The organism is Geminicoccus sp. (assembly GCF_035556675.1).
In the GTDB taxonomy this organism is placed as follows: Bacteria; Pseudomonadota; Alphaproteobacteria; order Geminicoccales; family Geminicoccaceae; genus Geminicoccus.
Genome location: NZ_DATMFZ010000246.1, coordinates 1 through 12,976 on the forward strand (window position 1 = coordinate 1; position 12,976 = coordinate 12,976).

12 protein-coding genes and 1 tRNA gene are annotated in these 12,976 nt (G+C 67.0%); 3 read left to right on the forward strand and 10 right to left on the reverse strand.

Annotated features, from left to right (window positions below; genetic code table 11):
* The 5 genes from VNS22_RS17325 to VNS22_RS17345 all read right to left on the reverse strand — a co-directional run.
* Positions 1-292: hypothetical protein (locus tag VNS22_RS17325; protein ID WP_325734601.1), on the reverse strand; the 292-nt coding region annotated here is incomplete at its 3' end.
* A gap of 27 nt (positions 293-319) precedes the next feature.
* Positions 320-460, reverse strand: a complete 141-nt coding sequence (locus VNS22_RS17330) for a hypothetical protein (protein WP_325734603.1) — start codon at positions 458-460, stop codon at positions 320-322.
* 181 nt (positions 461-641) lie between these two features.
* Positions 642-3,059, reverse strand: coding sequence for a S8 family serine peptidase (locus tag VNS22_RS17335; RefSeq protein ID WP_325734605.1), 2,418 nt, complete (start codon positions 3,057-3,059; stop codon positions 642-644).
* Between the two features lie 176 nt (positions 3,060-3,235).
* Positions 3,236-3,931, reverse strand: a complete 696-nt coding sequence (locus VNS22_RS17340; protein WP_191061749.1) for a class II aldolase/adducin family protein — start codon at positions 3,929-3,931, stop codon at positions 3,236-3,238.
* Positions 3,932-3,934: 3 nt separating this feature from the next.
* The gene (locus tag VNS22_RS17345) at positions 3,935-5,350 is read right to left on the reverse strand and encodes a hypothetical protein (RefSeq protein WP_325734608.1); all 1,416 of its coding nucleotides are present in this window, start codon (positions 5,348-5,350) and stop codon (positions 3,935-3,937) included.
* A 323-nt stretch (positions 5,351-5,673) separates the two neighbouring features.
* On the opposite strand from VNS22_RS17345, the gene VNS22_RS17350 reads away from it, so the two are divergent.
* Positions 5,674-6,714, forward strand: a complete 1,041-nt coding sequence (locus tag VNS22_RS17350) for a LacI family DNA-binding transcriptional regulator (protein ID WP_325734610.1) — start codon at positions 5,674-5,676, stop codon at positions 6,712-6,714.
* A gap of 40 nt (positions 6,715-6,754) precedes the next feature.
* On the opposite strand, the gene VNS22_RS17355 is transcribed toward VNS22_RS17350, so the two are convergent.
* From VNS22_RS17355 to VNS22_RS17370, 4 genes are all read right to left on the reverse strand, one after another.
* Positions 6,755-7,510: an SDR family NAD(P)-dependent oxidoreductase gene (locus VNS22_RS17355; protein ID WP_325734612.1), complete on the reverse strand. Its 756-nt coding sequence runs from the start codon at positions 7,508-7,510 to the stop codon at positions 6,755-6,757.
* A gap of 44 nt (positions 7,511-7,554) precedes the next feature.
* On the reverse strand, positions 7,555-8,373 hold the full coding sequence (locus tag VNS22_RS17360) for a carbohydrate ABC transporter permease (RefSeq protein WP_325734614.1): 819 nt from the start codon (positions 8,371-8,373) through the stop codon (positions 7,555-7,557).
* Positions 8,366-9,238 carry a sugar ABC transporter permease gene (locus VNS22_RS17365; RefSeq protein ID WP_325734617.1) on the reverse strand — a complete coding sequence of 291 codons (873 nt, stop codon included), beginning with the start codon at positions 9,236-9,238 and terminating at the stop codon, positions 8,366-8,368. Before VNS22_RS17365 ends, VNS22_RS17360 begins: the two co-directional genes overlap by 8 nt.
* Before the next feature lie 70 nt (positions 9,239-9,308).
* On the reverse strand, positions 9,309-10,670 hold the full coding sequence (locus tag VNS22_RS17370) for a sugar ABC transporter substrate-binding protein (RefSeq protein WP_325734619.1): 1,362 nt from the start codon (positions 10,668-10,670) through the stop codon (positions 9,309-9,311).
* A gap of 212 nt (positions 10,671-10,882) precedes the next feature.
* Here VNS22_RS17370 and VNS22_RS17375 point away from each other — a divergent pair, with 212 nt between their 5' ends.
* Both VNS22_RS17375 and VNS22_RS17380 read left to right on the forward strand, forming a co-directional pair.
* Entirely contained in the window at positions 10,883-11,335 is a 453-nt protein-coding gene (locus tag VNS22_RS17375) for an MgtC/SapB family protein (protein WP_325734621.1), read from the forward strand.
* A 92-nt stretch (positions 11,336-11,427) separates the two neighbouring features.
* A complete protein-coding gene (locus tag VNS22_RS17380; RefSeq protein WP_325734623.1) occupies positions 11,428-11,688 on the forward strand; it encodes a hypothetical protein in 261 nt (86 codons plus the stop codon).
* A gap of 794 nt (positions 11,689-12,482) precedes the next feature.
* Here VNS22_RS17380 and VNS22_RS17385 read toward each other — a convergent pair.
* A tRNA-Phe gene (locus VNS22_RS17385) sits at positions 12,483-12,558 on the reverse strand.
* Positions 12,559-12,976 lie beyond the last annotated feature (418 nt).

Sequence of the window (12,976 nt, forward strand, 5' to 3'; positions counted from 1 at the left end):
AGGACTTCTTCACCGCCAGCTTCGCCAAGTCCAGATAGGGCACCACGATCTCGTGCGTCTGTCCGGAGGGACAGGTGAAGCGATAGGCCTCGCTCGCCATGGTGCCTGCAGGTCGGGCTGGCTGCGCGGGCACATGGTCGCCACGTTCGGAGCCGGCCCGGTCCGATGCATGGGCGAGGCGTTCAGCCGTGCGCATCGTGGCGTTGTTCCCGCCAGGGCTGGTGACGTCCATCACGTAGGCGGTACCGAGTTCCAGTGCCATGTCAGGAGGAAGGTCGGCAGCGCCGATCACGCCCAGCCCGCCCATGAGCGCGAGGGCTTAGCCCAGCTCGGGGCCTACCCCGCCGCCCATTGGCTGCTCGTCGATCAGCCGGCCCATCTGCCAGCTCTCGATTTCCTGGTCGCCATTGTGCCATTGCAGCCAGCCCGAAACCTGCCGGCCGAAACCGCTGCCTCGCAACGGTACCCGCGAGCCGCCAGCGGGGCGGGCACTTCTCGATCAGACCGCATGCGGCGTGTCCTTCACATGGTCCAGGTCCAGTGCCTTGCGTTGGGTATCCGGTGCATCTGCTCGATCACGCGGTCCATCTGCTCCGCCGGCAGATGCGGCGGCCGCCGGAGGCAATGCGCCCAGGGGAGACTCAGGCCACCCGGTCCCAGGCCGAGCCGTTCCAGCCGAGCGTCTGGTCGGCAAAGCGCAGGAGCTCGATCGAGGTGAAACTGCTGCGGTCGCCGGTGCCAAGGTCCGTCAGGCTGCCTTCGGCCGCGGTCCCTTCCAGCCGGTAGCCGGAGAAGCTCGCACCGGCCGCCAGTGTGTCGGTGCCGCTGCCGCCATCGATCCGGTCGTCCCCGTAGTTCACGATGATCAGGTCATCGCCATCATCGCCGAAGATGACATCGTCGCCCTTGCCGCCATCCAGCAGGTCGTCGCCGAGCCCGCCTTGCAGCCGGTCCTGCCCGGCAAAGCCGTAGAGTTCATCGTCGCCACTACCGCCCAGCACCACATCGTCGCCGCGCCCGCCGGAAAGCAGGCTGCCATCGTCGCCGCCCTGGAGGATGTCGTCGTCCTCGCCGCCGAACAGGCGGTCGCTCCCGGGGCCGCCCTCCAGCCGATCGTTGCCCGCACCTCCCTCCAGCCGGTCGTTGCCGGAGCCGCCAAACAGCATGTCGTCGCCGCGCATGCCGCGCAGCCAGTTGTTCTCGTCATTGCCGTGGATCCGGTCGGCGCCATCGCCACCAACCGCATGCTCAATCCGCACGTTCGCGGCCAGTCGCCAGGGCGTGTCGCCCACCTGACCGGCCGTGCCGTCCAGCCGGATCACCAGGTCCGAAGTGAGCGGCGCGAAGTTCACGGTGTCCTGGCCGCCATTGCGATCCGCCAGCACCTGGCGCGACGGATCCGCCGCCGCGACCTGCCCGTATTCGTCGGTGAACAGATACTGGTCGTCGTTGCCGGTGCTGCCCTGCGCCTCCAGCCTGATCCCTTCCAGCTCGATGACCGAGCCGGTCGTGCCCCGGTTGGTGATGTCCACCCGCCAGACGCCGTCTGCCGCCTCGCCCCAGTGCTGGGTGGTGCCGAGGTCGAGCCGGAGACCCTCGCCCAGCGCGCTGTCGAGGTCCGTCCCGCTGTTGAACCCGTACCAGAGATCGGCATCGAAGCCGGTGTGCAGATAGCTGACCGTGCCGCCGGGCGAGGTCAGCCGGATGTCGAGATCCTGGTAGATCAGCAACACGTCGCGCAGGGTCAGGTCGGGATCCGCAGCCAGGTCGACATGCAGGGTAAGATGCTCGAAGGTGACACCCCCGGCATCGGCGAAGCTGATGTCGTAGCCGGCGGTGGCACTGGCCGCGAGTGACCGGGCTGTGGAGTCGCTGAACGACAGTTCCTGGTCGTTGGCGAAGGTCTGGACGTCCTGTCGCCAGGTTTCCGCGAACCGGACCGCGGCATGGGCGTCCACCAGGCCCAGGCCGTAATCATGGCTGACATGGTAGCCGCCGCCGTTCCAGTGCGCGGCACCATTGGTCTGCCAGTCCCATGGCCGCACCAGCAGCGCCGCATCCTCGGCGGTCATTCCTTCGACATGTGGACCCATCACCTCGAGGATCCTGTCGGCCGACTGCATCCAGCTGTCGGCACCCTCCGGCTTCCAGGCGGATGCGGCCAGGATCTGCTGGACGTCGCGCGCGCCCAGCAGCGGGTTGGCCTCCAGCATCAGCGCCGCTACGCCGCTCACGATCGGCGCCGCGAAGGAGGTACCGCTGTCGACCGCATAGTCGCTGTCGGGATCCAGGCCGTGTGGCGGCATCCGATCAGTGGAGAGCACGTCCTGGCCCGGCGCCATCACCAGGATGCCGGCGCCGGGGTTGGTGAACCAGGTTGCCCGCCCGTCCCGGTCGATCGCTCCCACCGAGATGACGTGAGGGTCCGACTGGTCGTCCTCGCCGTTCGCCAGCACGCCGCTGTAGCGCTCGTTGCCGGCCGCGAACACGATGACGGTGCCCAGGCCACCCCGTCCCTCGGTGGCCAACCGGTCGATGATTGCGGCATTGTCCGGATCCTGGGGGCTCATCAGCAGTCCGCCCCAGGAGTTGTTGGAGATGTCGACGCCCTGCAGGAACTGCTGCTCGAAACCGATGGGCTCGTCGTCCTCGTTCTCGCTATCGGGATCGGCGTCGTCACCGCCGAGCGGCATGCGGTAGGCGACGATCGTGGCGCCGTGGGCAACCCCGATCCCGCCGATGCCGTTATTGCCTACCTCGGCGGCAAAGCCCGCCACGACGGTGCCATGGTTGTCGCCTTCCAGTACCGGCAGGCCGGGGCCGACCTTGCCGGACGCGGTATCGTAGCCGTCCTCGGTATCGAAGTTTGCGGCGAGGTCCGGATGGCTACCCTCCACGCCCTTGTCGAAGATCGCGATCCGGACGCCCTTGCCGCTGTAGTCCGCCCATGCCGGCAGGACCCGGACATCGATGCCGGCCGTTCCGCCATCCTGGCCGCTGTTCAGGAGATGCCACTGATCATCGAACAACGGATCATTGGGCTTTGCCGACTCGACCATCCTGCCTCTGTCAGACTGTTCATATGATTTACATGTTCCCGGTAGATCGGCAGATAATCTGAGGGTCGCTGAAGTGGCAATCCGGATCAGCGGAGAAATCCGGAGGAGCGGCTGGTGCAACAGAAAAGGGCCGCCCGTCTTCCGAAGGGCGGCCCTTGCAAGGGAGCGGCTGGCGGTCAGGCGGCCGCGGACTTCGGCGTGTCCTTCACATGGTCCAGGTCCGGCGCATTGCCGTAGGACATCCGGCGCATCTGCTCGATCACCCGGTCCATCTCCTCCGCCGGCAGATGCGGCGGCTCGCCTATCGCCAGGGCATGGACATACATCTTGGCCAGCGTCTCGACCTCGATCGCCAGCGCCAGCGCCTTGTCCAGGCTCTTGCCGGTGGTCAGCATGCCATGGTGGCCCATGATGCAGGCATAGCGGTCTTTCAGCGCCACCAGGATCTCGTCGGACAGCTCCTGGGTGCCGAAGGTCGCGTACTTGCTGACCCGGATGTCGTGGCCGCCGGCCACCGCCGTCATGTAGTGGAAGGGCGGGATGCCGCGCTCATGGGTCGCCAGCACGGTCGTGTAGGTGGCGTGGTTGTGCAGGACGACGTTCACGTCCTCACGGTTCTTCAGGATGTCGCGGTGGAAGCGCCATTCCGAGGAGGGACGGTGGCGGCCGGTATAGCTGCCGTCCCACTTCAGGTGGACGATGTCCTCCGGGGTCATCACCTCGTAGGGCAGGCTGGTCGGCGTGATCAGCAGCCCGTCCTCGATCCGGTAGGAGACGTTGCCGGCCGTGCCCTGGTTGATGCCCTGCCGGGTCATCTCCAGGCAGGTCGCGATGATCTTCTGGCGGATGTCCTGGTGACCGATCTCACTCACGATCTACTCCTCGTCTGCGGTCGATGCGAGGCCGCTGCAGGATGGCGGCAGCGGCCGCTGGATATGCCGGCGCACGGCCCGGCGCCACCGGGCACGATATCCCGTCAGGCCCTCGAACTCGATGGGCTCCGCGGGCTCGATGTCGAGGCGCACCGGCAGGCCCAGGTTGCGGTGCGTCCAGAGCAGGGCGGCACCCGCGGCGGTCCCGCCGCCTCGCCGGTTGACCAGCACCCTCTGGCCCGGGCGCAATGCCGCCACCAGCCGGGCGAACATCGGATCGGCGGTGAAGCCGCCATCGATCACGACGCTGGCCTGGCTGCGCATCAGGTCCAGGCAGATGTCGGCGACCAGCGCGTTGTAGAGGGTCGCGAGCGCGATCCGGCCATCCTGGCCGGCGGGCTCGCCCACCAGCCGGCCCCGCCCGGCACTGCCCGGAAAAGCCCCGTCATAGTCGACGAAGCCCGGCAGCACCTGGCTGTCGCAGGCGATCGCCTCGGCCACCGCCGCAGCGCTGGCCCGGCCGGGGGCGTTGCCGGTGATCGCGGCATATTCCCGGCCCGCCATGGTCAGTACGCCCGCGATCGGGCGGCCGTCGGCATCGCTGGTGACGGTCATTCCGAACGCGGCGTCCAGTGCCTCGACCGGCGTGGTCGGGCACATGCCGACCAGCCAGGTCCCGGTCGACAGGAGTGTGAAGTCGGTGAGGCCGGCCGCCTGGTAGCAATGGAGGTTGGCGGTGCTGTCGTGGATGCCGGCCAGCACCGCCATGTCCGGCGGCAGGCCGAGGCCCGGCCTGGGCTGGCCCACGCGCTGGAAAGGGGGGACCAGCTCCGACAGCAGGTGCTGCCAGCCGAGCTTCTCGGCAATGCCGGTGGAGCTGCCGTCCAGCGGATTCACGAGCTGGGACTGGGCACCCAGCATGGTGGGCTCCAGCACCGCGCGGCCGGTCAGCCGCCAGGCCCAGTACTGCGGCAGGGGGAGGAAGTGGCGGGCCCTGGCGAAGGTCTCGGGAAAGCCGCGCTGCATCATCAGGAGCTGCTGGGCGAAGTGCCCAGCCTGGGTCTGGATCGGCGCGCTGCACATGGGGAAGGGCGGCACCAGCCCGCGATATTCCGCCGCCACCGCCGGTGGTACCGGGTTCTCGTAGTCGATCGGGGGCAGCAGCGGTCCCTGCTCGTCGACCAGCACGCCGCCCGAGCCATGGCAGGCGGCAACGAACGCGTCGAGACGATGGCTGCGGCCGAGCTCCGCCAGGGTCGCCAGCAGCCAGGCTTCGATCGCCGCCAGGTCGTAGTGGCGCCAGGGCGGGCCCGGCAGGGACTGGTTCGGCCGGCTGCGCTCGGCCAGGAGCGTGCCGTCGTCGTCCAGGAGATGGATCTTGAGGTTGGTCTTGCCGATGTCGAGGACGGCGGTGGTCATGGGCGAGCCTCCCCGGTCGGGCCGCCGGGCAGGGCAGGCAGAAGCGGCACGACGAGCAAGTCTCCTCCACAGGCGCGATGGTGCCGGCAACTGTCGGCGGCGGCCGGGGCCGGCCGATCGCCCATGCCGCCGTCGGTCCGGCCGTTCCGGGCCATGACTCGGGCGATGCGGCGGTACCGGTGCGTAAAACCTTTCACGCGGTTTCGTATACGTCGGCTCAAACGAATGGCAAGCGCGATCGGCGGCAGTGGCAGTTGACAGGGAGCGGCCGGCACTGGGATGCTCGTTCCGTTCATGAAACGGAACACGTGGCAGGACAGTTCTTGGCCGAACGTCAGGCGAATGTCGCAGGGTCGCGCGTCACCATCCGGCATGTCGCCAACGCCGCCGGTGTGTCGATCGCGACCGTGTCCAATGTGCTGAACGGCCGGACCAGCGTGGCACCGGAGCTGGTGGCGCGGGTGCGGCGGGTGATGGAGGAACTGGGCTACCAACGCGACCAGGTCGCCTCGACGCTCAGGCGCCGGCAGACCTCGGTGGTGGGGCTGGTCCTGCCCTCGCTGATGAGCCCATTCCTGGCAACGCTGGCGACGCGCCTGGAAGGGCTGGCCCATGCGGGCGGCTACCAGCTCCTGGTCGGCAGCGCCAACGAGGATGCCGAGCAGGAGGTGAGCCGGGTTCAGGCGATGCTGGCCTGGCGTCTCGCCGGCATGATCATGGCACCGGTCGACCATCGCTTCCCGTCGCACCAGCTGATCCGCGCCCAGGGCATCCGGACGGTGATCGTCGACCGGACCAGCGAGGCGGCCGACCTGGATTCGGTCGGTGTCAACAACCTGGAAGCCACGCTGATGGCCACGCGCCGGCTGATCGAGCTCGGCCACCGGCGGATCCTGGCGGTGGGCTCCAGCCGCACCATTCCGAACATGCGCGAACGCATCTCCGGGTTCGAGACCGCGATCGCCGCGGCGGGCCTGTGCGACAGCTGCGGGGTGCTGTGCGGGGGCGGCGATCTCCAGGCGATTGGCAAGGCCCTGCGCAAGCAGCTTCAGCGCGACCCGCTGCCCACCGCGGTATTCGCCCTGTCCGATGTCGCCACGCTGGCGGCGGTCCAGGAACTGGGCGAGCGCGGCCTGCGCATGCCGGAGGACGTGTCGATGCTGGGCTTCGACGATCATGAGTGGATGCAGGTCCTCCGCCCGCCGATCAGTGCCGTGCGCCAGCCGATCGAGGAGATGGCCCGTCACGCCTGGGCGCGCATGCTCCAGCGCATCCAGGGCGACCAGTCGCCGCCGTCCAGGATCCAGCTCGCCTGCACCTTGGAATGGCGGGCCTCGACCGCGTCGGCACCGGCACTCGCCTGACGGACGGCGTCAGGCCACCATCCTCTCGCTGGGCGGGCTCTCAGCCGCCATCGAAGATCAGCCCGCCGCACACGTTGAGCGACTGGCCGGTGATGAAGGCAGCGGCGTCGGAAGCGAGGAAGCACACGGCACCCGCCACGTCGTCGGGATAGCCGATCCGGCGCTGCGCGGTGACGGCCGCCCATTTGTCGATGCTCGCCTGATCGGGCAGGTTCGCCTTGCCCATCTCGGTCATGATGATGCCGGGGCACACCGAGTTGGCGGTGATGCCGCTGTCTTCCAGCTCCATGGCCAGCACCCGGGTGAACTCGAGCACGGCGGCCTTGGAGGCACAGTAATGGGCCTGGCCAGGTGCGCCGCGCTTGCCGCCCACCGAGGCGATGTTGACGATCCGCCCGTAGCCCTGCTCGCGCATGTAGGGCAGCACCGCCTGGGTGACCAGGAACACGCCCTTGGCATTGACGGCGAACACCTCGTCCCACTGCTCCTCGGTCAGCTCCTCGATCCGGGCGCTGGTGAGGATCCCGGCATTGTTGACCAGGACGTCGATCCGTCCCATCCGCGCCGCCGCCGTGCGCACGATGCCCTGGATGGCGGCCTTGTCACGGACATCGGCGACGGTGATCAGGCTGCGCCGGCCCTCCGCCTCGATCAGGGCTGCGACCTCGTCCAGGGTATTGGCTTGCCGATCGATGTCGTTCAGCACCAGATCGAACCCGTCCTTGGCCAGCGCCAGGGCGATGCTGCGGCCGATCCCGCGGCTGGCCCCGGTGACCATGGCGACCTTGTTGTCCATCGCGACCTGCTCCCTTCCTTCCTTGGTTCCACCCGCTGCCGCCGTCACTTCACCGCCCCCATGGTCATCCCGGCCACGATGTGGCGCTGCACGAAGAAGGTGAGGATCACCGGCGGCACCAGCTGGATGATGGAGGCAGCCGCCATCTGCTCCCAGACGGTCTGTGCCTGGCCGGAGAAGGAGGTGAGGATCACCGGGAAGGTGCGGGCGTTGCGATTGGTCAGGAACAGCGCGATCAGCAGCTCGTTCCAGGCGAACAGGAACACGAACACCGCCACCGTCATCAGCCCGCCCGCCGCCATCGGCACCATCACCTTGACCAGCACCTGCAGCCAGTTGCAGCCGTCGATCCTGGCCGCCTCCAGCACCTCGGCCGGCGCGTTGCGGAAGAAGGACATGGCCATCCAGATCGCGAACGGCAGGTTGAAGCCGGTATAGATCAGGACCATGCCGGTCCAGGTGTCGAGCAGGCCGATCCCGCGCATCGCCAGATAGAGGGGCACGGCGGCCGCGATCGGCGGCATCATCCGGTTGCTGAGCACCCACATCTTCAGGTCCTCGCGGCCCTTGAAGGTGAACAGGGTCAGGCCGAAGGCGCAGGGAATGGCGATCAGCAGGCACAGCGCGGTGCTGCATAGCGTGATCACCACCGAGTTCAGCAGGAACGGCCAGTAGCCCTGGATGACGGTGACGAAGTTGTCGAGATAGGTGAAGTCCGGGATCCAGACCGGCGGGATCTGGTAGATCTGTGCCCGGTTCTTGAACGCCGTCAGCGCTATCCAGATGATTGGGGCGAGGTTGACGAGGGTCAGTACCAGCGCCGCGATGTAGAGAAGCAGGCGACTGCGGCGCGAGCTAGCCATTCTCGACCCTCCGCAGGTAGCGCATGGCGAGGGTGGTCACGAACAGGGTGATGAACAGGATCAGCACCGCGGCCGCCGAGCCATAGCCCATGTTGAAGAACTGGAAGGACTGGCGGTAGGCGAACATGCTGATCACCTCGGTGGCATCGCCCGGCCCCCCGCGCGTGGCGATGTAGACCACGTCGAAGAAGCGCAGATTGTCGATCAGCCGGATGATGGCGCCGACCAGCAGCACGTCGCGCAGGGCCGGTAGCTCGATGTGCCAGGACTGCTGGTACCAGTGTGCGCCGTCCAGAGCGCTCGCCTCGTAGAGCTCGCGCGGCACCGACATGAGGCCGGCCAGCATGATCAGCATCAGGAACGGCGTCCACTGCCAGACATTGACCATGATCACCGAGAGCAGGGCCACGTCGACCGAGCCGAACCATCCGGATTCGGGCAGCCCCACCATGCGCAGCAGCACGTTGGCGACGCCGAGCGTGGGATTGAGGATGTAGGTGAACATCAGGCCGGTGATCACCGGCGTGACCATCATCGGCAGGATGAACAGGGTGCGCAGCCAGTTGACCGTGCGCAGGTGCGCGATCTCGTAGAAGATCTTGGCGATGAGAAAGCCGATCACGATCTCCAGCGCGATCGAGCCCACGGCCAAGATGGCGGTGTTCAGGATCGCTTTTTGGAACAAGGGATCGGTGACGAGCTGGACGTAGTTGTCGATCCCGACGAACTGGCTGCGCCGTGGCCGGGTCAGGTTCAGCGACGTCGTGCTCAGGTAGAGCGAGTAGAAGAACGGAAACAGCCCGATGATGGCGAGATAGGCGACGCCCGGGCCGATGAACAGCAGCTTCGTGGTTCGGCTGACCACCGTCGGATTCCTTGGCGAGAAGGAGGCCGGGCATTGCCGCCCGGCCCTGCCAATGCCCTAGTGCTGGGTCCTATTGCTGGACGGTGTAGCCGCCTTTGACCATCAGGTCGGCGATGCTGGTCTGCAGTTCGGCCAGGGCCTCGTCGACCGTCACCTGGTTCTGCAGGGCGCGGGAGAACTGCAGGCCGACCGTGTCGATGATCTCGAAGGATTCCGGGATGCGCGGCCGGCACTCGGCATAGACGTGCTTCTGCGTCTCGGCGATCGTCTCGACCCAGGGCATCTTCGCCCGGATCTCCGGGTCCTCGATCGCGGAGATCCGGCTGGGTGGGCCGCCCAGCAGCACGAACTGCTTGTGCACCTCCTTGGAGGTGAACCACTTGATGTAGTCCCAGGCGAGGTCCTTCTGCCCGCTATGGGCGTTGATGCCCATTACCCAGCCGCCCAGCGGCGGAACCCCGTCGGTTCCCTCGACATGGGGGAACACCGAGGTGCCGACCTTGTCGGCGATCTGGCTCTGGCTGGGGTCGTAGAAGCCCGGCGTGCGCACCGACCAGGCGGTGATCATCGCGGTCTTGCCGGTGGTGAAGGTGGCGGCACGCTGCTCCCAGTCGATCGATTCCGCACCGGGCGGCTGGTACTGCAGCATTTCCTTGAAGAACTCGAAGACCTGCTTGGCTTCCGGCTTGTCGAACTGCGGGGTCATGTCGCCATAGGGGTCCTCGTTGCCGGGAACGGTATTGGCGAACGGCTTGCCGCCGAAATTGTAGATCCATTCGAAGAAGGACTGACCGATCGCCGAACCGCGCGCATTGTTCAGCGCAGTACCGTACATGCCCGGGAAGTCCGGGTTGCCGGTGAAGTGCTTGGCCGCCGCCTTGTAGTCGTCGATGGTCTTCGGCGGCTGCAGCCCGGCCTTCTCGAACAGGTCCTTGCGGTAGTGCATCATCATGAAATACGCGCCGAACGGCACGCCCACGATGGTGTCCTCCCATTCGGCGACGGTCTGGAAGGCCGGGACGAAGTCGTCCCAGGCGATCACTTCCGGCTTGGTCTTCTCGATATAGGGCTTGAGGTCCTCGACGAACTCGCCGCTCCAGAACTCGCCGACCCATGGCGAATCCAGCACGATGATGTCGTACTGGCTGCTCTGCGAGGTGCCTTCCAGCACCTCCTTCTCATGGGTCTGGTCGTAGCTGAACGCGTCGATCGTGACCTTGGCACCGGTGAGCCGCTCGAAGATCGGGTTGAGCTGCTCGAACCCGCTGACCCAGGGATCCTGGATCATCAGGATCCGCAGCGTGGCCCCGTCATGCTTGCCGAGCTCGCTCGCCCAGTCGATCTGGCTGTCCTGCGCCCGGCCCGGGCGGCCGAGCATCGGCCATGTCGCCATGATGGTGCCGGCCATCAAGAGCGCGGTCCTGCGTTTCATTGCTGTCGCCTCCTCTGATCTCGTTGCTCAAGGCTGCGATCGTCCGGCCGGTCTCTGCCGGAGCAGCGCGAAGCGGAAGCTTCTCCCTGTGAATCGTTACATCGGACTTTACGGATCCGCCCGCCGCTGACAAGCGGCCAACTGAAGAGATATGCCGCTGCATCGGGGGGCGGGCCATCGGCCGCCGTCACCAGCCGGGAGCGAAGCGAACCGTGGAACTCGAAGAGATCGCCACCCGAATGGGGCTGGCCACCGGTGCCGGTCTGCTGCTGGGCCTGGACCGGGAACTGCGCGGGATCTCCGCCGGCATCCGCACCCATGCGCTGGTCGCGATGAGTTCCGCACTGATCATGATCTCGAGCCTGCTGCTGTTCATCGAGCTGCGCGGTGAGACGGGCGCCACCATCGATCCACTGCGCGCCGTGCAGGGACTGGCGCAGGCGATCGGCTTCGTGGCGGCCGGTGCCGTCTTCGTCTCCAAGACCAGCGTCCACAACCTGACCTCCGCGGCCAATCTCTGGCTGGCGGCAGCACTCGGGATCGCGGCGGGTGCCGGCCAGTACCGGCTGGTGCTGGTGGGCCTGGCGCTGGGCCTGGTGATCGTGACCCTGGTACGCGTCCTGGCCCGCTTCATCCCGGGCAGCGCCAAGGTCGACGAGGACTGAGCCGGGCGGGACACCAGCTCGCGGAAGCGCTGCGAACATTGACTCATCCCCCGCAAAATGTTACTGTTCGTTCATATTTTGGGGGATGGACGATGTTCCTGACGGATATGCTGGAAACGTTGCTCCGCGCGCTCGCCGGGATGTGCAGCCGGATCATTACCGAAGCCCGGGAGCGACCGGGGCTGACGACCCTGCTGGTTGCCGCCGCGATCCTCGGCAGCGGTGGCACGGTCCTGCTGGCCCTGGCCGCAGCGATCGCCGCCTATGTCCTGCTGGGCGGCATCCGGCGCGACCGGATCGATCTGACGGTGCGCCAGGAGCAGGCACTCCACCGCCATGTGTTCGGCGACTGAGCCACGCCCTGATCTCATCCCGCCTTGCCTGCCTGGTGCCATTTTCACCCAGCAGGCGGGCGATCCGCACTCTGCCGCGACACGCTGGCTTTTGCGGACTCGTGGTGTCTCTCCGGACGCTTGCGTAGCGGTGAAGGCGGAGGATGGTGCACTGCTGCGGCCGCCTTCATGAGCCAGGAAGGCTCGCTTTTGGCGCCACTCCCGGCTGGCCAGCCGCTCGACCCTGCGCAGGCTGGTAGGGCTCGCGCCACCCCGGATGTCAAATCCTTGTCCACCTGATTGGCGGTCTGATTGGCGGCATAGGCGATCATGCTCGTGTGCTGGCCGCAGAGCCGGTGAGAAGGCTGACGCGGGCTGCTCCGATCAGAGCTCGCCCTTCACCCAGTCATGTTCTGCCGCAGGGAAGCGGTGGCGAGGCGAAAGCTTCATCGTCCAGCGCCAGTTCCTGCTTCGCTGCCACCAAGCACGCATACCAGCTGCCAACTGCCCCCGGTCGATGTCACGTCGCCGTGGCCGGCACGCCGCCGGGCAACTCGGCAAGACGACAGAGCGACCGTTGACCCGGGATGGCAGCGTCGCCTGCCGGCGGCCCTGCTGAACCACGTATTGCTGCGGCTCCGGGCAGCCAGACCACCTCTGACCGCCACCGTCGCCGCATCCCCGACGAGCAGCGCTACCTTGCAGTTGGACATCAGGCCCTTCACCAGCCAGCAGCGACCGTGCACAGGTGCTGGCATCGGCTACCGAGTTTGCCAACTCGTCCGAGCCTTTTGATGCTGCCAAGCTTGAAGGAATGGTGCCCAGGGACGGATTTGAACCGCCGACACGCGGATTTTCAGTCCGCTGCTCTACCAACTGAGCTACCTGGGCGCCCGCGTCGGTGGCGGGTTGTTAGCGACGGTCGGCGTCGCTGGCAAGCCTTCCCGTTGGGTGCTGGCCCAGCTGCGACGTCGAGCGGGCTCACCGGCACCGAACGGGCAGCCGGAAGAGTGCTCTGGTCGGCCGCGCGCCCGATTGGCTGGCGCCCATCCACGCGGCTAGGCCAGCAGCCGGGTACACCGGCAGTCGGATCTCGTCGGACGTCGACCAGCGCATCGATCCCGTCGACCGACATCCCGTGGATGTCACCTACCTGCTACGCAGCGCCCGCTTGGGGTCACGCCATGTCGAGCGGGGCGGATGGGGGCAGCGACCCCGGTTTCTCCTCGACGGACCGCTACGACAGCTTCGCGGCACCTCGGATTCGTTCTAGGAAAAGTCATGTTTGCTGGGGAGGCTGACATGCGTT

Bases quoted from the DNA above. Each gene is read 5' to 3' on its own strand.
- VNS22_RS17370 (WP_325734619.1), bottom strand. From the start codon at position 10,670: ATGAAACGCAGGACCGCGCTCTTGATGGCCGGCACCATCATGGCGACA.
- VNS22_RS17360 (WP_325734614.1), bottom strand. From the start codon at position 8,373: ATGGCTAGCTCGCGCCGCAGTCGCCTGCTTCTCTACATCGCGGCGCTG.
- VNS22_RS17335 (WP_325734605.1), bottom strand. From the start codon at position 3,059: ATGGTCGAGTCGGCAAAGCCCAATGATCCGTTGTTCGATGATCAGTGG.
- VNS22_RS17345 (WP_325734608.1), bottom strand. From the start codon at position 5,350: ATGACCACCGCCGTCCTCGACATCGGCAAGACCAACCTCAAGATCCAT.
- VNS22_RS17355 (WP_325734612.1), bottom strand. From the start codon at position 7,510: ATGGACAACAAGGTCGCCATGGTCACCGGGGCCAGCCGCGGGATCGGC.
- VNS22_RS17380 (WP_325734623.1), top strand. From the start codon at position 11,428: ATGTTCCTGACGGATATGCTGGAAACGTTGCTCCGCGCGCTCGCCGGG.